This is a genomic window from Neotamlana nanhaiensis (genome assembly GCF_000943555.1).
GTDB classification, from domain to species: domain Bacteria; phylum Bacteroidota; class Bacteroidia; order Flavobacteriales; family Flavobacteriaceae; genus Neotamlana; species Neotamlana nanhaiensis.
On the sequence record NZ_JTDV01000001.1, the window covers coordinates 167,169 to 187,131 of the forward strand.

Here is a 19,963-nt window from a genome sequence, read left to right on the forward strand (position 1 = left end):
TATTGATTAGTTTTTCTTTTGAATGAACAACACTTTAGCGTTATTACTTGAAGCGTTTATTGTGTGTTTTATTCCGCCTTTTAAGGTTAAAACTGATGCTATACTTCCATCTTTTTGATTTATCCAAAATGCTTGAAACTTACCTTTGTATTTAGATAAATCGACTGAAACTTCTTTTGCATTTCTTAAGTAAGATAAGTAGTTAACGCCTTCATTTTTCAATTTCCAAATAGCACTTTCGTAATTAGATTCCATTGCTGGCTTCATGTTCGATAAAGCTATATTGAATCCCACATTTTCAATTTTTGGAAGTGCTGGCAAAGAACCTCCAGCCATTAAAACCGCCCAACCAAATCGTGGTGCCGCATTTGTAGAATACAAAACCGCTTTTTCAGGATATTTTTTACGGTATTCTCGAACCGCTCTGTAAATTTGCTCCTCGGTTTCTTTGCCCGTTTTCATTTTACGAGCATGTTGCCTTGGTGCTAAATTTTTACCACCTTCTGGCGCATAGGTAGTTTCATCTTCGCGATAATGCCAGTAACGAATGTCAATCACATCAACAACATCAGTTCTATCAGAATCATTTAAAATCGCATCTTGCACATCTTTGGTTGCACTTAATCCTATAAAGCCGCCAGAAACAGCTTCCTGTTTATACTTTTTTACTTCATCTAACCAAAACTGCATAAAATGAAGCGGACCCGTATATTCGGCACTCGTAAAGTGAATAACATTGCTGTTCTCCTTAAAATTCTCTAAAGATTGCTTTATAAATTGCTGATGGAGTTTTTTGCGATGTTCGTGAGTAACATCGTAAAATTGCTCTGCCATAAAAATGCGTTTGTCTCCCGCATAAGGCACAGGCTCAGGGAAATCGGTTTCGTTGATATTATTTGCAGAACGCCACGGCGAACTCGACCAATGCGCACCTGCTTCTAAAATATTATGCTGAAAATACTGCTGATTGATTAAAATTTGTCCTTCAGCTTCGGCTAAACTCGCGAACTGCTTTAAACGATTCCAATACCATTTATTTGGTTGATTTAAATCGTATTTACTTAAACCATCCCAAGCTTGCCCTTTGCCCGATCGGTTAAAAGGTTGCTCGTAAAATGGAGCCCAAACATCGGCATCAATTCGGCGTACACGCTCATGATCGTCCATTCGGCGTTCGTACCACAAACCGTAATTATTGTCTAAAGCTGCTACATTCGTGGATTTGAATTTGTTTACAACTTCTGTTAAATCATCTGTAAATCCTTTTCCAATTTTTCCTGGTACAAAACGAGTAACATGTGCCGAAGCTTTATTAACGTCGTGGTTTCTTAAACTACCACGCCACCACATCACATTACTTTTTTTGCCTGTAATTACAGCTCCGTTGTGTGTTAACCAGCCGTTTTTAATACTCACTTTTGAAGTATTTACTGCTGATTTAGAAGTATATTTTACTTTGATGTCGTGAACGGATTTTACTTTTTTAGATTCTGAAGAAATAATGTTTTCCTCTGAAACTTTTTTAATCCAATCTTTTAAAGTCTTTTTTGGTGCTACAGCTTCTAAAGTGAGTTGCTGCGCTTGATCGATAGTTGGACTTGAAGTTGGCTCAGAACCTGTATCGTAAACGTAAGATTCGAAGGGTAAACTACCCAATCGATTTTCTAATTGTGCATAAAATAAACTTCGTGGCATGATGTGATTGTTTACATCTTTCCAATGGCCATTTCCTGTCATGATACCACCCCAAACACCAAACGCCCAGTTTTGCGCTGTTGGCGGACTATAACACGCTATTTTTGAAGCTGAAGATTCCCAAATAACACTGTTTGCAGCCGTCCAACCTGCACCACGTTTTGCTTGCTCTTGATTATCGAAAAGAATCGCATTGGCATCAATATACGCTACATCAAACAATACGCCTGTTGCCCAACTCCCCATGGAACCGCTATTGCTATTTGATAAATATGATTCGCACTGCACAAAAGCATTCGGTCCAGCAGTACCATAACCACCAACTGCAAAATCGTTATAACCAAACTCAGAATAACACCTTTGAAATAAGGTTTGTTGCCCTTCGGTATAAAATGTTTGACGACGATGGGCAGCGATTTCAGAGATTGGTTGTTCTGAAATACAATCTTCAACCGTAATTTGTTGCGCCGTTTTTAATAAGGCAACAGCACTTCCTGCTAGATGTTTAAAATTGACTTGTCGTACCCAAGCGTTTTTAACATTCTCCATTGTAATGCCATACCAACGATGTTGCTCGTCTTTTGGATTTGACACATCGTAAGTCGATTGAATACTTAAATTTTCAATACCAATATTTTCTATTCTACCCGACCAATTATATTTGATTACCTCAATTTGGCTATAATCGTTGGACGTGATTGTTAACGGTGCGTTTAGTGTGATAGTGTTACCTTCAATTTTTGTAACGGTTCTAAAAGATTGAATATCCCAATCGCGTGTTTTCCAACCAATCCAACCACTTTCACCACCAAAATATTCAGTATTTAAAGCTTTTAACCAAGTATTGGTTAATGGTTTTCTAATGATAATGTTGTCTCCCACTTGTAACGTACTCGCTGTTTTTAATTGCAAAGTTTCCGCAGAAAGCGGCACAAAATTATTAGCAAGTTGAAGTGTATCTTTGTTAACTATGTTATCTTCTCCGACCACTCTAATAATGGCTTCACGTTTAATGCCAGTGCCTAAAATTTGTGTTTCATTACTTCCGCTACCACGTAAAACCACACCTGAATTTTTTAAATACAACGTGCCTTCAACATTAAAAACACCTTTATCAAGTAAAACAGCACCTCTAAAACCATGATCATCTGGTTTTAATTGCACAATATAATCGATGGCTTTTTGAATGATTTCCGTAGCATCTTCAGTTTGATTAGGCACAAAAACCTTAGCTTCAATTGTTGGAATTGGTTTTTCTGAAACTTTATAACCTGCATAAGAAAAATCAGGAATAGTGTTTCCTAAACTATCAGGAATGCGTTCTATTTTTCCGTTTTTATTCTTTTTTATATCAGGAAATTGGGATTGCGCGCTAATTATAGCACAACAAAAAACACAGCTTAACAGTGTTATTGTTTTTACAAACTGCTTAAATTGATATGTTACGTTTACTAAATGCAATGGATAAATTGGTTTAGGGTTTACTTATTGTAACAATCCTTTTTTTACTTCCGCTAGAGTATCTTTATTATTTTCTGGCTTAGTCCAATCTATTTTTTGAGTTGGATCGATATTATTGAAATAAGCCTCAATATTAGTGTAGCCATCGCCGTTTAAATCTTGATTAGCATCCGAAGCATCTTTGTGATTTAAACCATATTTTTTCTCCCATTTATTAGGAATACCATCACCATCTGAATCTTTATAAGGTTTGCCTTTATATTTAGGATAACCACCTGCTTGACTTGGATGCGTTAAGATACCTTTTTTGTAAGAATCGTCAGGTAAACGGCGCTTCACAAACTCCTTTCCAATGGCATTATCTAAACCATCAGGATAATTTATTTTACCCGTTTTTACTTGATTAATTACGCGAACATCAACCGCATCACGTTTTGGTAAAGTCGCTCCAACATTTTCTAACACAAAATTATAAGCATCTTTAGCATTAATAATACTTACATGAGCCATTTCAAAAGGCGCATCTTGCTTGATGTATTGTAGTTTTTCTTCTTCACCAATTTGCACACCACCATTCCAGTTATTTTTTGAAACTTCACTATTATTTTCAATAAAATTACCAGCAACATAAGCACGTCCGTATTGTTTTGGTTCTAAATAACCTGTTTCTGGTTTTAAAATACGGTAACTAATAGGCTCTGCTTCGGGAGTAATTGGCCCTGGTTTAAAGTAGTTATTAATGATGTTGAATCTTGAACGGTAATCGCCACCATCAATCGAACGATTCCACCAATTAAATAAAACATTATTTACAAAATTGAAACTACCATACATACCAATTGAAGGGTTTCTAGAAATATTATTTGCCCAAAGATTTCTTGCAAAGGTGCTATTTAAACCACCAATAGTACTACCAAAAGCATGGTTGTAAGTATCTAAACCTTCTGATGAAATGGTGTTTTGAATGGTAATATTAACGGTTGGCAACTTTTCTCTTTTCGATCGTTCGTTAGCTTGAAACATGTGACGGTATAATGAAATATTCTCGTCTAATCCCCAACTTACCGAACAATGATCGATAATAATGTTTCCTACCGCATTTCCGCCAAGGGCATCATCACGACGGGTAACATCGGTTTCACCCCTACGAAAGCGCATATGACGGATAATAACGTCGTGCGTATCGATTAAAATAGATTCTCCTGCTATACAAACACCATCTCCAGGAGCTGTTTGTCCCGCAATGGTTACGTAAGGCGCTTTAATATTTATTGGCTTTTTAAGCTGAATAATTCCAGCTACATTAAACACAATGGTTCGCGCGCCAACAGCTTCTAAAGCTTCGCGCAACGTACCCGAACCTGAATCTTCGAGACTTGTCACAACAAATATTTTACCTCCACGACCGCCAGGTGTAAAAGCGCCACCGCCTTCAGCACCAGGAAACGCAGGGATATTGGCTTTTATTAAATCGCCTGGTGTGGCTGCCCATGGAATATAAGGTCTGCCTTGTTTACTTTCCTCTAAAATAATGTGATAATTTTTTTCCCAAATGTCTTTTAAACGTGCTTCTTCCTGTGCTAAAAAGGCATCGGTTTTGTCCTGCATTTCTTTTGGAATTTCAGGATACTGCGCAAAAGTTAGTTGTACTGAAAATATGCCCAGAAAGATTGTTAATAGACATTTTATACTTGTTGATGTTGCTTGATTCATTGTTAGGAAACTTGATTTTTTAATCTGATTTTGTTTAGATATATGCATTACTAAATACATTCACAAGAACTTCTCGATAGAAATAAATTGAGCTTTAACTGCTCAATTTAACATCTATCTTATTCTTTTTATTTTCAAATAATTACTTATTTGCTTGTTGTTTTTGAGCCTCAATACGCTCATACCAACCATCTCTTTCTTTTTGAAGATCGTAACCTTCTTTAGATAAATAATTGTTTATTCGGCCTTTGTACTTACCAAACCATGCGTGCTTTTCTTTTGATGAGCCACCATCCATGGCGTATTCGCGCGCTTCTTCTAAATTATTATAAATGTATTCTTTTTGAGTATCGGTTAAACTCGGTATCATTTCTAAAAATGCCGTATATGTTTTTGGCAAAACGCCATAAGTCATACCGTTTTTAACTGCTTCAACTTGATCGTTGCTTAATACTTTATTTAATTGACTCACATATGATTTATGAAGCTTTTTAATTTTTTTAGCTGATTTCTTCTTAGCCTTAGCAATCTTATTTTCTTCTTTTTCATCCTCTAAACCTAAGGATTTAATCGCATCTACTTTTGCATCGCGTGCATCGTGATACTTACTTAAATTTTGATATTGTTTCGCAATAATTTGAGTTACAGCTTCGCTTTTTTCTTCATTTGAAATATCTAAAGTTTTTACAATTTTAGAAGCGCGTTCTACGGTTACTTTTATATATTCTGAATCTAAGTGTTGCTGCGCCGTTACCGTAAATGCAACGAACGCGAACATTAAAGTTAATCCTTGCTTTAATTGTTTTGCTGACATGAGTATTGATTTTTTATTTCTTCAATAAAGGCGCTGTTAGCGTTTCTTTATTGTTTGCTAAATCTTTCCAATTGGTTGTAATACTCGGGTCGATTCCGTTTATGTAACCTTCGATGTTTGTGTAACCATCATTGTTAGCATCTTGATTAGCATCAGAAGCATCTTTATGGTTTAAACCGTGTTTCTTTTCGTAAGCATCTGGCATACCATCGCCATCTGAATCTTTATAAGGTTTTCCTTTGTATTCTGGATAACCGCCAACTTGAGAAATATCGGTAATAATGCCTTTCTTATACGAATCTTTAGGTAAACGTCTGTGTTTAAAATGATAGAAAGACTCTGGATCTAATCCTTTTACATACTCCGATTGTCCTGTTTTTACAGTTCTAACAATACGTTCATCTACTACATCGCGTACTGGTAAAGTGGCACCTACATTTTTAGTTACGTAGTCGAAAGTTTCATCGGCAGACATGATGTTTCCAATATGCGGCATAGGAAACGGTCTATTTGAATTCATATAATCGAAGTACGGTTTTGCACCTTCAAAATCTAGCAACTCACCATCTTTACCTTCAATTTGCACGCCACCATCCCAATTATTTTTGGTGATTTTTGAGTTATTTTCTACAATATTTCCTTTTACATAAGCTCTACCATAAACCATGGTATCAAGCTTGCTTCGTCCTGCTTCTGGTTTTAAAATTCTGTAGCTTACAGGTTGATCTAGAGGAGTTAATGGTCCTGGCTTGAAGTAATTGTTTATGATGTTATATTTTGCGGTATAATCGCCTCCATCAATAGAACGGTGTACCCAATTGTACATCACGTTATTTACGAAATTAAAAATACCATTCCACCCAATAGATGGGTTTCTACCAGCATTACTTGCCCACATGTTTCTCATAAACGAGCAATTTTCACCACCTAAAGTACTACCAAAAGCGTGGTTATAAGTATCTAAAGCTTCACCAAATAAACTGTTTTGAATAGTGATGTTTACGGTTGGTAATTTTTCATCTTTATAATCGGCACCTGGACTAAACATATGACGATAAATAGACATATTCTCATCTAATCCCCAAGTAGCTGAAATGTGATCGAGCATGATGTTCCCGACGGGATTTCCGCCGATAGCATCATCGCGCCGTCCTACAAACGTTTCACCACGTCTAAAACGCATGTGACGAATTATTACATCGTGCGTGTCAATCCAAACTGTTTCTCCGGCTACACAAATACCGTTTCCAGGAGCTGTTTGTCCCGCAATAGTAATGTAAGGTGCACGAATGATAAGTGGCGTTTCTAATTTTATAATTCCCGAAACGTTAAATACGATAATTCTAGCGCCACCTGTTTCGCAAGCTTCACGTAAGGTTCCGGGGCCGTCATCTTCTAAACTGGTTACAGTTAATACTTTACCACCACGGCCGCCGTAGGTATACATCCCTCCGCCTTCTGCACCTGGAAATGCAGGTATTTCTGCTTGAGGTAAATCGGTTGGTCTACCTGCCCATGGAATATAAGGCTTGCCCTCTCTGGCTTCTTGTTGTACTATTATTTTAGCTTTTTCCCAGGCTTCATCAGAATGTTTATAAGCTGCATCTTTAATGGCTTTTTCTTTGGCTCTATCTGCATCTGTTAATTTAGGATATTGCGCATAGGCATTACATATTCCTAAAAAAGCCAGACATAATATAGATAAGCTAAGTTTTTTCATAACTAGTTTTAATGTTTTATTGTTTATTTTAAGTTTTGTGGTAATGGATAACATCCATTACTAATACTTTTAAATTTTGTTTAACCCTAAGTTTTTTCAAAGAAAAAAGGGCTAAAATGTGAACTTAATCGATTAAGTGCCTGATAATTTGAGCGTAATCGAATAATTAAAAAATCCATACTATCATCAAACTCACACTAAAAAAATACCTACGTTAAATTGCCGTAGGTATGTTTTGTTTTAATTCATGCTTAGAACACTAATTGTACGGAACAAAAGAACCGCCCCAACCTTCTGTTTGCTCCAAATATGGTGCCGATTCTATTAAATCTTGATAAATTCCGAAGAAATAATATTCGTTATACCATTTAAATGTAAAATCAACTCGTGCTTCTATTGCTTCATCTTTAACTACAACTTCAAAATGATTATCATAAAGATAGTCTACATATTCCTCGTAAGTAGTAACTCCATCTGGATAAGACGTTGCATCTCGATTTATAACAGGTGCACTAGAACCTTTGAATGGATCAGGAATACCTACATAATAAGATGACTCATCCGATTTAGCAAACGTATAATATCCTTGTCTTCTAATACCTTCAATTGGATCTTGGTTTAATCTGGTACAAGTACCAAAATCATCATTAAATAACATCCAACGTCTAAGATCGAAAAAGCGCTTATTTTCGTATGCAAACTCGACTTTTCTTTCGTTTATAATTGCTGCAAAAAGTGCATCTCTAGTATTTATGGAAGCTAAACCATATTGTCCATCTAAATTTTGAACTCCTGCTCTAGAACGAACATCACCAATATACCCTTTAGCTTCAGCGAAATTGCTAATACCTATTGCAGATTCTGCTAAATTTAGCACCACTTCGGCAAAACGAATTTCCATATAATCATCGCCATTATTACGGTACATATTGGTTTGTGAAGACGCATCGTTTGTAAACTTTCTTAAATAAATACCTGAAACATGAAAAGGTGTGTTAGTTGCTATTTTTGGTCCACTTGGATCGGCAGCAAGTGGAAACCAATAGTATGACCAATGCTTATAATTTGGACTTTCTTTATAAGGCCAAATACTTCCGTTATAAGCAAAGGTGTGATAAAACCTAGGATCTCTATCTCTATAAAAATGATTTAAATTACCATTTGCATCATAAGCTGTTCCGTCGGACATTGGAAAAGCATCCATTATATTTTTAGTGGGTACTAAATTAGCGGCTCCACCTTGAGGAATGGATCTGGTGTCATATTCCGTATAATTGTTTTTTTGAATACCTCCGGAATTTGCTGCAAAGTTATTAAAGCCGAAAGCAAAAATTGATTCCATCCCATTATCTGTAAAGAACATATTTTTCCAATCTGGATCAAGGCCTTTACCCGATTCTAAACATACGTTATATGCTTCTAAATTTGCATCGTAAGCACGTTGCCAACGCGCCACATCATCCTGTCTATTAAATAAAGGACTCGCCCATAATAATAATACACGCCCTTTTAATGCCGCCGCAGCCGCTGGTGTTATTCTACCTGCATCACCTGCTGTATAAGGTCTAGCGTTTTCTAATAACTCCTTAGACATTTCTAAATCGGAAACTATTTGCTCAATAACATCGGCAGCAGAGCTTCTTGGTGTTTGGTTCATAGGATCGTCAAGTGCCAAAGGCTGTTCTTCTAAAACTATTGGAACACCACCATAAAGTCTTACCAAATCGTAATATTGCCATGCTCTCCAAAAATATAATTGTCCTAAAATTTGGTTTTCAAAATCTTCATCTAATTCAGAATACTCATCTAAGTTATTTATATATAAGTTACAATACCTTATGCGTGTATAACTCATATTTTGAGGGTTGGTTCTAATAGGTGTTCCTAAAGACTTTAAACAATGATCATTTAAATTAGATATTTCTGCCCATTCTTTATTTAAATCAACCTCTCCCGAAATTTCGTCGGTGGCTCTTGCAAAAATTGTTGAATTACCAGTACCAGGAACATTTGAATTATCTCGTGCTGCTTTAGACCACATAGACATGTTAACATTGCCATCTGGCAAAAACAACCCATAAACATAATCTACATAATTAATGGCTAATGATTCGTATTGATAGATTTCAACATCTACTTTTTGAAAGTTCTTTTTCTCTTCAATAAAATCTGTACTGCAACTAACAACAAGAGCAGAAGCAAACAGGAAAAAAAGTATATTTATTTTAAAATTTTTCATGAGTAACAATTTATATTTTTTAAAAACCAACATTTACCCCTAAAGAAAATGTTCTTAGTACTGGATAGCTGTCGTAACCCCCATAAGGACTTAAACCATAATCTTTGTACGGATTGTACAAAATAAAAGGATTTATTCCCACTAAGTTCAATCTAAAGCTTCTAACACCTAATTTATCGGTTAAGGTTTTAGGTACCGCATAACTTAAATTAATGTTACGCATTACTAAACTAAAACTACTTACTTGCCAAAATTTAGATGAAACCGTATTTATATTTTGATTTCTTTTGGTTAAATTAGGAATAGTTCCTGAAGGGTTTAGTTCTGGATCATACATATTAGCCCAAAATGCAGGCCTGTTTTCATAATTGGCTGTAATTTTCTCAGAATTTAAAACTGATTTAGCTCCCCCTACTTCTCTGTAGCCTCCCCAATTAACACTAATTACAGTGTTTAATTTGAAGCCTTTATAACCCACGTTAAAGATTGAAGAAAAGCCTTGAGGCCCTCTTTGACGCTTTTTTAATTGAATTTGATCATTCTCATTTACTACACCATCTTTAGGTAAAAACGTTCTAGTTTCTGGATCCCAATCTCCGCGAACATCTCTATAATAAAGCATTCCTGGTCTTAATTCATTAGCAGGTACTCCAAGAATAGAGGTAATCCCAGTTTCTGAAATATAATTATCTATCTCGTCTTGGGTTTTAAACATTCCTACATAGTCATATCCCCAAGCACCTCTGTCTGAAGGTCCTGGTCTATTTGTTTCCCATGGTTTCCAGTTACTTTCATCTGTAAAGTTTCCTTTTATAATATTATTGTTATACCATCCCATGTTGAATCTAGCCGAATAACTAAAATCGGAACCAATATTATCGCTCCATCCTAAAGAAATTTCGGTACCCCATGTATCAGCTTCACCATAATTTGAAGATGCTGCTGCGCCACCAACAGTAAAAGGCACTCCAGAATTTAAGTTTATTAATAACTCTCTACCCATGTTGTAAAATGTTTCTGCACTAGCAGATAATCGGCTGTTTAAAAAACGTGCTTCAAAACCAAAGTTTGTTTTTAACTCTTTACCCCATCTTACATCTGGATTTGCAACCCTATCTGGCGATAAACCTTGTGAAACTGAAGAGTTTCCTCCAAATACAGCACCACCACTTGTTTCGGTACTAAAATTTTGTCTCCACTCCCATGCTCTTGTATCATCTTTTCCGACAACACCAACAGAACCTCTAAACTTTAAAAAATCTATGACTTCAGATTTGAAAAAAGACTCTTTTGAAATTATCCAACCACCAGAAACAGAGTAAAAGTTACCCCAATAATTTTCGGGAGCGAATTTAGCAGAGGCATCACTTCTAAATAAAAACTCGGCATAATACTTTTCGTTGTAGTTATAATTTAAACGACCAATATATCCTAAATCTCCAGATTCATAACGCCAGTTATAAGTGTTTTCAGGGTCGAAAATTCCCGTAGTTTGCCAAATCATACCATCGGCATAGTCCGGCACTCCATATTTAATTATACGCTCTTTGTGCTGATAACGCTCTGAACGTTCTACAGCTAAAAATGCTGCTATCTCATGATCTCCAAACTCTCTATCGAACGTTGATTGAAATCTAAATTGCTCATTACTACTTTTACCATTATCAATTAAAAGTCTATCACCATTAATAATTTCTGTTTCTTGACGAATATCATTTGTTCCTAATGGTCCTGAACCACTCTCATATAAAACGTAAGTTTGTCTTCTATCTGTCGTAGCTAATTGGTCGGCTCCATAAAATTCATATAAATTAAAGGTACCACCTATTTGACTTCCTCTATCCGCAGATTCTTGTCTAGTGTAAGTTCCTTTAAATTTTAAACCTTTAACAAAAGGAACTTCGTACTCTATATTTAGATTAACATTTACGTTATTATCTTTTGTTTCGGCCAAGTTTTGTAAACGTAAAATTTCACCATAATGAAATCCGGCTAAAGCATCATTACCACTTGCACCAATTTGCAACGTTGGTAAGCCATTAATATACATTGGTAAAAACGGTGCTCTGTTTTGAAGTTGTCGAAAATCGTTTTCTACATTTTCACTACCAATTTTGCTAGTTGTTTGACTTCTATCTGTAAAATACCCAGAAACTTGAAAGCCTGCTTTAAAACCTCTGGCCAAATTAACATTTGTACCTGCTCTAAAAGACCATCTGTCGTAATCTAAAGTACCTAAATTCCCTTCTTGTGTATAATATGAAATGCCCCCGAAATAAGTAGCATCTTCACCTCCACCAGATAAATTAAGGTTATGACGTTGCGATCCAGCTGATGTCCAATATTGATCTAAAGCATCATATGAATTATTTTCAAAATGTTCTATTTCGGTTGGCGAAAAGAAATATTCACTAAAATTATCTAAAGACTCGTCGTAAAGTATACCTGTCCCATTTGCGCCATTCATTATGTTATACACTTTAGCAAATTGAGACGCGTTTAGCATTTTATTGCGGTAGGTTTCATCAGACGCTGAAAAATTGCCTGAATAAGAAAACACTGCAGGCCCTTTTTTTCCTCTTTTTGTGGTAACCAACACAACACCTTGAGATGCCCTAGCACCATAAATGGCTGCTGAAGCATCTTTTAAAAACGAAATACTTTCAATTTCTGAAGCATCTAAGTTATTAAACAAAGTAGGATCGCTTAATCCTGTATTAGGATCAATTTGCATGATTCCATCAATTACATAAAGTGGATCACCTGAAACCCGGTCTTTCGCTCTAATATTAGTACCTGTAATTGGATTACGAATGGTTATTTGTGCCGGCGATCCTGGACGAGAAGTTCCTCCTGAAACACTTACACCTAACACTCGTCCAGCTAAAGCAGCACCTAAATTACCTACGGGTAGCGCTTCAATTTCTTCGGCTTTAATAGACTCAACAGCTCCTGTTACTGCTTCTAATTTCTGCGAACCGTAACCCACCTCTATAACCACTGCATCAAGTGATTGTGTATCTTCTTCTAAGGTTACATTAAGTGTTGTTTTGTCTCCAACTACAATTTCTTTTGTTTTTAAACCTACAAAAGAAAACACCAGTGTACTACTTGAAGTTACCGATATACTGTAAACGCCATCAAAATCGGTAACAGCTCCATTGTTTGTACCTTTTTCAATAACTGTTACACCTGGTAAGGGAATATTGGCCTCATCTACAATAACGCCAGTTACATTTTTTTTACTGCTTGTATTCTGCGAAAAACCAGAAAAAATACTCAGTAAAGAGAAGAGCAGCAAAAGCAAAATTTTTGAAATTGCTTTTTTCATTATCTATTATTTAGTTTAATTAATTTAGTTAGCTGTTTTATGGTAGAAACACCATAATGAATGATGTTAATCTAATGCTAATTTCATTAATTTGACAATTATTCGATGTAATTTTTGAACGACGACCAATTTTATAAAGCCTTTTTCGAGTATTTATCGAAATTTGACATAAGCGTCTATTTATCATTATAAAAGTCACTTTTATTACACCACTATTTTTATGGTGTACACAACTAACTATTTTTAACTATAATTTTAACGTATGTTTAATGGCATTATAACCCCAATGGTTACCCCGTTACAATCTGATAATCTTTCTTTAGATATTGCTAACACCAATAAATTAATAAATCATATTATTTCTGGTGGCGTACACGGTCTATTTATCTTAGGAACTACAGGTGAAGCTACAAGTTTAAGTTATAAAACTAGAATTCAACTTATTAATGAAGCCTGCAACATTGTAAATAACCGAATTCCTGTTTTTGTAGGTATTTCAGATACCACAATTGAAGAAAGTGTGCATTTAGCCGAAATCGCTAAAGAAGCTGGAGCTAAAGCTGTGGTTGCTGCACCACCTTTTTATTACGGCTTAGGACAAATAGAACTTTACAAATACTATTGTCGATTGGCAGACCAGTTACCTTTACCTCTGTTTTTGTACAACATGCCATCGCATACCAAAATTAATATTGAAATTGATACAGTTTTAAAACTTGCTCAACACGACAATATAATTGGTTTAAAAGATAGTTCGGCAAACATAGTTTACTACCAAAAACTGTGTTATTTATTAAAAAACATCGATAACTTCTCGTTACTTGTTGGTCCTGAAGAGGTAACCTCGCAAACGGTTATTATGGGTGGTCATGGTGGCGTAAATGGAGGTTCTAACATGTTTCCTAAACTATATGTACAACTATATAAAGCTACCTTGGCACGAGATTTTGAACGTGTGCATGAACTACAAAGTTTAGTGATGGAAGTTTCTACCAAAATATATAACTTAGGTTCCTTTGGATCGAGTTATTTAAAAGGAATGAAAGCTGGACTTTTTACATTGAATTTAATAGAGCATAATATTGCACCTCCTTTTGATTGTTTTGATGAAAAAGAAATGACAGCAATCGCAACAAACATTAAAGCTCTAAAAAGTAAAATAGACTCAGCTTTATCATAAATAACGGAACTAACCAATCCGTTTTAAAGTGCAACTAATTACTTTTACCACTTTTACCAACTAAAACCAACATAGAATGAACACTCTAGATATTATTGTATTTTTTGCTTACATTATTGGTATAGCACTTTTTGGAGGTTCGTTTGCTAAAAAAAATAAAACATCAGCGTCTTACACGTTAGGTAATCAAGATATTCCAAGTTGGGTGGTTACCATGTCTATTTTTGCCACTTTTGTAAGCAGCATTAGCTATTTGGCTTTACCCGGAAATGCTTTTCAAAGTAACTGGAATGCCTTGGTGTTTAGCTTATCATTACCAATTGCTACTTTAATTGCTGTAAAATACTTTGTACCATTATATCGCAAAATTAATAGTCCGTCGGCATACACATTTATGGAACAACGTTTTGGTTCGTGGGCGCGTATTTATGTTTCGGTTTGCTATTTATTAACACAACTTATGCGCATTGGTACCATTTTGTATTTACTCGCCTTAACTTTAAATGCTATTACAGGTTGGGATATTGCCACCATAATAATTTTTACTGGAATTATCGTTGCTGTTTATTCTATGTTAGGTGGTATAAGTGCTGTGTTATGGACAGACGCCATACAAGGCATTATTTTAATTGTTGGCGCCTTAGTTTGTATTGCATTTATGTTTTATAGCATGCCCGAAGGCCCCATGCAAGTTTTTACAATAGCTAACGAAAATGACAAATTCAGCTTAGGAAGTTTCGATTTAAATTTATCGGAACCAACATTTTGGGTGGTTTTAGTTTATGGCGTTTTTATAAACTTGCAAAACTTTGGTATTGATCAGAATTACGTGCAACGTTATATGGTTTTAAAATCGGATAAGGAAGCTCAAAAATCGGCTTTAATTGGCGGATTGATTTATTTACCTATTTCGGCGTTGTTTTTGTTTATTGGCACCTCGCTTTTTGCCTATTACAATTCTGCCGATACCTTACCTGAAGCTTTGCAAGGCTTAAGTAAAGCAGATAGAGTTTTTCCGCATTTTATTGTAAACGCTTTACCTATGGGAATTACAGGATTGTTGATTGCTTCTATTTTTGCTGCTGGTATGAGCACTATTTCTACTAGTTTTAATAGTTCTTCTACTGTTTTTTTAACCGATTATTACAACAAGTATTTTAAACAAAATATTTCTGATAAAAAACGTATGCAAGTGCTTTACATCGCTTCTGCAGTTATAAGTATTTTAGGTATTGGTATTGCCATTGCGATGATTAATGTAAAAAGCGCCTTGGATGCTTGGTGGAAGCTATCTTCGATTTTTAGCGGCGGCATGCTTGGTTTATTTTTGTTAGGAATTTTTACGAAGAAAAAAAATACAACCAGTGCTATTATTGGTATGATTGCTGGAATTCTGGTGATTTTATGGTTAACCTTATCGGAACAAATTTTTGGTAGCGACAGTATTGGTGCTTCTTTCCACACCTATTTAACGATTGTTTTTGGAACTATGGCTATATTTTTAGTGGGCTTTTTGGTCTCTTCTTTTTTGAAACCTAAAAATTAAATTATTGACTTTAGACGTAAAGGCACAAAGTTGAATGTTTCTCTGAAAGATGCCTTGATTTGACAGTTTAAATATGATTCGGAGAAGTTTTAATTAATTTTCTCACGAAGGCGCGGAGGCGCAAAGATTAAATGAGTTTTATTTTCCAAAGTTGTAGCTGACCATCATAAATAATGAAAAACCTTAGTGCTGGTGCGCTAGGGATTGTAGTGGCTAGCTTTTGGCGAGGCGTGCATCGAGCCAAAACTAATAACGGAAAGCCCGACCCTTGGGTAGCGCCCTAATAGTTAATTTTTAGAACCTGCAGACCTAAGAAAGAAAAACGAAACAATCTATTTATTAGAATAAAACAGATTGCTTCGCTCTGATCGTAATGACAGGATTACCCGTAAATTGCCTTATATGTTGCGCAAGCACGATAATCGGCTGATTCTTTATCCATTCCAAAGGATGCCCAAGCGCTTGGTCGGAAAATTTTGTCTTCGGGTACATTATGCATATTCACCGGAATTCGTAACATAGACGCCAGAGTAATTAAATCGGCACCAATATGACCGTAGGTAAATGCGCCGTGGTTGGCACCCCAATTTGCCATAACACTGTACACGTCTTTAAACGGCCCGTTGCCTGTTAAATTTGGCACAAACCAAGTGGTTGGCCATGTTGGATTAGTGCGTTCGTTTAGAGTTTCGTGAACATCGGTTGGTAATTCTATGGTTTCGCCTTCGGCAATTTGTAACACCGGACCAATGCCTTTTACTAAATTTATACGGCACATGGTAACGGGCATACCGCCTTTGGTTTTAAAGGTTGATGAGTAACCGCCACCTCTAAAATACTCCAACATCCCTGGTCCCCAAGTGGTGTTTTCTAAACATTTTTCGGCTTCTTGCTCTGTAATATCCCACCACGGTTTCATGGCTGGTTTGCCGTTTATGGTTTGCTCGCCTGTGCCATCGAGTGCTGATGCTCCTGAGTTTATTAGGTGTATAAATCCGTTTTCGGCTTTTCCCGTTAGCGTATGCCCTGTAACCCGTTTTACCGATTCTGGACTCCAAAATGTGCGCACATCGCTAAATATTTGAGCAGCTCCTGTTAATAAATGCCCGAATAGCATGGAAATTCCGTTTAAACTGTCGTTTTCTGTGGCGAACATAAAAGGTTGACGAATGCCATTCCAGTCGAAAGATGATGTTAAAATAGCTTCCATAAAATCACCATTAGGGAAATGATCTGTCCATTGGCGTTGCCCTTGAAAACCTCCAGAAATGGCGTTTCTGCCAAGAGCTTCTTCGGCATAACCAATCTCTTTTAGCTTAGGGTTACCAATCATTAAATCGCGACCAATTAAAGCCATTTTTACCACAAATTCCCAGTCGGCATCCAATGCTTCTCTAGATTTTACTTTTTCTGGCGGATTGTAATTTTTGCCTTCTTTACATTTGGCTTTTGCCCAGGCGAGTGCTTTTTCGTATTCGTCTTTATCGTAAATTTCTTGTTCTATACGACGGATAAACTCCGACATGTCGATATTTTCGCAACGCATGCCTAAATAACTTTCAAAGAAATCGGCATCGATGATTGATCCTGCAATTCCCATGGAAACCGAACCCATAGACAAGTATGATTTGCCTTTCATAGTAGCCACTGCCAAACCTGCTTTTGCGAATAGCAGTAATTTTTCCTTTACATCGTTGGGTATGGAACTATCGTCGCTATCTTGAACATCGCGACCATAAATTCCGAATGCAGGCAACCCTTTTTGGTTATGTCCTGCTAATGCTGCTGCTAAGTACACCGCGCCAGGGCGTTCGGTGCCATTAAAACCCCAAATAGCCTTAGGTATTAACGGATCCATATCGATGGTTTCGCTACCATAGCACCAACAAGGTGTTACGGTTAAACTTACGCCTACTCCTGCTCTTGAAAATTTATCGGCCGATGCTGCAGCTTCGGCAACTCCGCCTATACATGTATCTGAAATGACGCATTCTACTGAGCTTCCATCGGCATGACGTAAATTGTCGGTTAGAAATTTAGCGGCATTTTTTGCCATATTCATGGTGGTTTCTTCCAGTGATTCTCTAACACCATCTAAACGTCCATCAATTACTGGACGGATTCCTATTTTTGGCAATTCGCCAATTAATGTTTTGAATTTCATGGTTATATTTTTAGTTTAATTAGCTGATTATTTTGTTCTACTTTAAATTAGTAAGGCATCCAAACGGTCATTTCCTCCACATTTCTATTTCCCCAACTGTAATATGGAATAAGCGTGATATCGATTGCTTTCTTTGATAAGTTTAAAGGTTTATACAACGCTTTATCCCAATCTTGGTTTTCAACAAAACCTTTAGCCGTAATTCCTAAAACTTCTCTGTTTTTTATCGTGATAGGTTTTGTTTCAAAATTTGAATTAATATCTAAAACCACTTGATTGATGTTTACTTTTTCAGATAAATCATCAGTTTCCAAACAATAAACAATTGGTCCACGCTTAACAGCCACTTGACTTTTAGTTTCTTCAACCAATGGATTAGCTTGCATTAAACGTACTGGCATTGGGATATTGATTTCAACAATATCGCCTTTTTTCCATTTTCTGTTCAGTTCTGAATAAGCTCCCGATTTAATTTCAATATCAGTTGAAGTTTTATTAATTGTTATTGAAGCGCCTTCACTCCACCCCGGAATTCTGGTGAAGATTGAAAAAGCCTTTTTTGGTGCTTTTACTATTTTAAGCGTGATTTTTCCGTCCCATGGATAATTTGTGATTTGTTTAATTTCTAATTTATCACCTGAAGACGTTTTAGTTTTTAAGTGATTGCTTCCGTAAAGGTTAACATATAAACCTTTTTCTGAAATGTTATAAGCATAATTGTTTACCTGTGCTAAAGTGCGTGTAACATTGGGCGCACAACAGTTTGACCATGCAATATAACCTTCACGCTCGTGCCCCCAACGTTGTTTAAATGGTAAATCTTTTGAAACGTTTAAAGGATTGTTATAACAAAACTCGGTGCCTTCTAAACTCACACCCGACAATACGCTATTGTAAAACGCCAATTCCATAACATCGGTGTATTTGGCATCGCCTGTAAGTTGCAACATGCGCCAGTTCCAAAGTACATTACCAATATTGGCACAGGTTTCGGTGTGTGCCGTAGCGTTTGGTAATTGATACGGGCGCCCATAAGCTTGATGCGTTTTTTGAACAATTTTAGGGTCGTAAACCGTTCCATCTGGCGATACACCGTCGTACAACGCGCCGCAACCACCTGTAATGTACATTTTGCGGTAAGCCACATCTTCCCAAATGGATTGCAAGTTTTCCATGAGTTTCGCCTCGCCTGTTTCGGCATATAAATCGGCTATTCCTGCATACAGGTAGTTTGCGCGAACAGCGTGTCCCATAGCTTGAGTTTGCTCTCTAAACGGAATGCGGTCTTGGTTATCGTCTGTTCCATCGTTTGTGGTTCCGCGAATATCAATCAGGTTATTGGCCAGTTCCAAATATCGTGGATCTTTTACAGTACGATACATTTCGACAATGCCCATATAATGCGACGGACAAATAGCATTTCTTGCTAATTCTGGCGATGCTTTTTTGTAGAAGTCGTATAGAAATTCGGCTACGCCCTTGGCTACTTCTAAAAAGTTGGTTTTTCCTGTGGCACGGTAATGCACGCACGCCGACGTCATTAAATGTCCCATGTTATACTTCTCGAAACCTAATTGCTTTTTAAGCTCTTCTGGTCCTAAAGTTCCCCAACGTTCTTCAATTAAAACAGGTGTGTTGATGTAACCATCTTTACGTTGCACTTGGGCAAACATGGCTATGGCTTCATCTATTTGTCTATCCAATTCGGGGTTTTTGGTAACCGCATACGCCGATGCCATACCTTCCATGATTTTGTAAAAGTCGCCATCATGAAAAGACGGACCTGCATGTTTACCTTTTTCTAAACCTGCCGCAATTTTAAAATTTGCGTAAGCATGACTAACACTGTCGTTATGATACAACTCCCACATGTATGGCAAGGTATTTTGGGTTTCTACATCAAACTGTTCTTTCCAGAAACCATCAGTCCAAACCACATCTTGTAAATCTAGACTTTTAAGTTTGGTATGCGGACTGTTTGTGTTTGCGGTAAGTCCTTTATTTTGAGCTATGGCCAATAGGCCACAAAGACTAAAAACTGAAAGAAGGATTTTATTTTTCATTGGTCTTATTTGTTTGCGTTGAAAATTAAATCGATGA

The 19,963-nt window shown here is 36.5% G+C and carries 10 protein-coding genes; 2 read left to right on the forward strand and 8 right to left on the reverse strand.

Annotated elements, in window-relative coordinates; translation table 11 throughout:
• Positions 1–6 precede the first annotated feature (6 nt).
• The 6 genes from PK35_RS00650 to PK35_RS00675 all read right to left on the reverse strand — a co-directional run bounded on the left by PK35_RS00650 (position 7) and on the right by PK35_RS00675 (position 12,973).
• Complete coding sequence (locus PK35_RS00650) at positions 7–3,156, reverse strand: DUF6298 domain-containing protein (RefSeq protein WP_044624737.1); 3,150 nt, start codon at positions 3,154–3,156, stop codon at positions 7–9.
• 24 nt (positions 3,157–3,180) lie between these two features.
• Positions 3,181–4,869, reverse strand: coding sequence for a pectate lyase family protein (locus PK35_RS00655; protein WP_044625180.1), 1,689 nt, complete (start codon positions 4,867–4,869; stop codon positions 3,181–3,183).
• 142 nt (positions 4,870–5,011) lie between these two features.
• Positions 5,012–5,683, reverse strand: a complete 672-nt coding sequence (locus PK35_RS00660) for a DUF3826 domain-containing protein (RefSeq protein WP_044624738.1) — start codon at positions 5,681–5,683, stop codon at positions 5,012–5,014.
• A gap of 13 nt (positions 5,684–5,696) precedes the next feature.
• Entirely contained in the window at positions 5,697–7,403 is a 1,707-nt protein-coding gene (locus PK35_RS00665; RefSeq protein WP_044625181.1) for a pectate lyase family protein, read from the reverse strand.
• A gap of 259 nt (positions 7,404–7,662) precedes the next feature.
• Complete coding sequence (locus PK35_RS00670; protein ID WP_044625182.1) at positions 7,663–9,642, reverse strand: RagB/SusD family nutrient uptake outer membrane protein; 1,980 nt, start codon at positions 9,640–9,642, stop codon at positions 7,663–7,665.
• Positions 9,643–9,661: 19 nt separating this feature from the next.
• The gene (locus PK35_RS00675) at positions 9,662–12,973 is read right to left on the reverse strand and encodes a SusC/RagA family TonB-linked outer membrane protein (protein WP_044624739.1); all 3,312 of its coding nucleotides are present in this window, start codon (positions 12,971–12,973) and stop codon (positions 9,662–9,664) included.
• A gap of 262 nt (positions 12,974–13,235) precedes the next feature.
• Here PK35_RS00675 and PK35_RS00680 point away from each other — a divergent pair, with 262 nt between their 5' ends.
• Both PK35_RS00680 and PK35_RS00685 read left to right on the forward strand, forming a co-directional pair.
• Positions 13,236–14,153, forward strand: coding sequence for a dihydrodipicolinate synthase family protein (locus PK35_RS00680; RefSeq protein WP_044624740.1), 918 nt, complete (start codon positions 13,236–13,238; stop codon positions 14,151–14,153).
• Positions 14,154–14,229: 76 nt separating this feature from the next.
• Positions 14,230–15,699, forward strand: a complete 1,470-nt coding sequence (locus PK35_RS00685) for a sodium:solute symporter family protein (RefSeq protein ID WP_044624741.1) — start codon at positions 14,230–14,232, stop codon at positions 15,697–15,699.
• Positions 15,700–16,081: 382 nt separating this feature from the next.
• Here the strand turns inward: PK35_RS00685 and PK35_RS00690 are convergent, their stop codons facing one another.
• Together PK35_RS00690 and PK35_RS00695 are read right to left on the reverse strand one after the other, a co-directional pair.
• On the reverse strand, positions 16,082–17,863 hold the full coding sequence (locus tag PK35_RS00690; RefSeq protein ID WP_044624742.1) for an L-fucose isomerase: 1,782 nt from the start codon (positions 17,861–17,863) through the stop codon (positions 16,082–16,084).
• Between the two features lie 47 nt (positions 17,864–17,910).
• Entirely contained in the window at positions 17,911–19,926 is a 2,016-nt protein-coding gene (locus PK35_RS00695) for an aceric acid hydrolase (protein ID WP_044624743.1), read from the reverse strand.
• Between the last annotated feature and the right edge of the window lie 37 nt (positions 19,927–19,963).

Coding starts and splice junctions, on each gene's coding strand:
- PK35_RS00655 (WP_044625180.1), bottom strand. CDS start 4,869: ATGAATCAAGCAACATCAACAAGTATAAAATGTCTATTAACAATCTTT.
- PK35_RS00660 (WP_044624738.1), bottom strand. CDS start 5,683: ATGTCAGCAAAACAATTAAAGCAAGGATTAACTTTAATGTTCGCGTTC.
- PK35_RS00665 (WP_044625181.1), bottom strand. CDS start 7,403: ATGAAAAAACTTAGCTTATCTATATTATGTCTGGCTTTTTTAGGAATA.
- PK35_RS00670 (WP_044625182.1), bottom strand. CDS start 9,642: ATGAAAAATTTTAAAATAAATATACTTTTTTTCCTGTTTGCTTCTGCT.
- PK35_RS00675 (WP_044624739.1), bottom strand. CDS start 12,973: ATGAAAAAAGCAATTTCAAAAATTTTGCTTTTGCTGCTCTTCTCTTTA.
- PK35_RS00680 (WP_044624740.1), top strand. CDS start 13,236: ATGTTTAATGGCATTATAACCCCAATGGTTACCCCGTTACAATCTGAT.
- PK35_RS00685 (WP_044624741.1), top strand. CDS start 14,230: ATGAACACTCTAGATATTATTGTATTTTTTGCTTACATTATTGGTATA.
- PK35_RS00690 (WP_044624742.1), bottom strand. CDS start 17,863: ATGAAATTCAAAACATTAATTGGCGAATTGCCAAAAATAGGAATCCGT.
- PK35_RS00695 (WP_044624743.1), bottom strand. CDS start 19,926: ATGAAAAATAAAATCCTTCTTTCAGTTTTTAGTCTTTGTGGCCTATTG.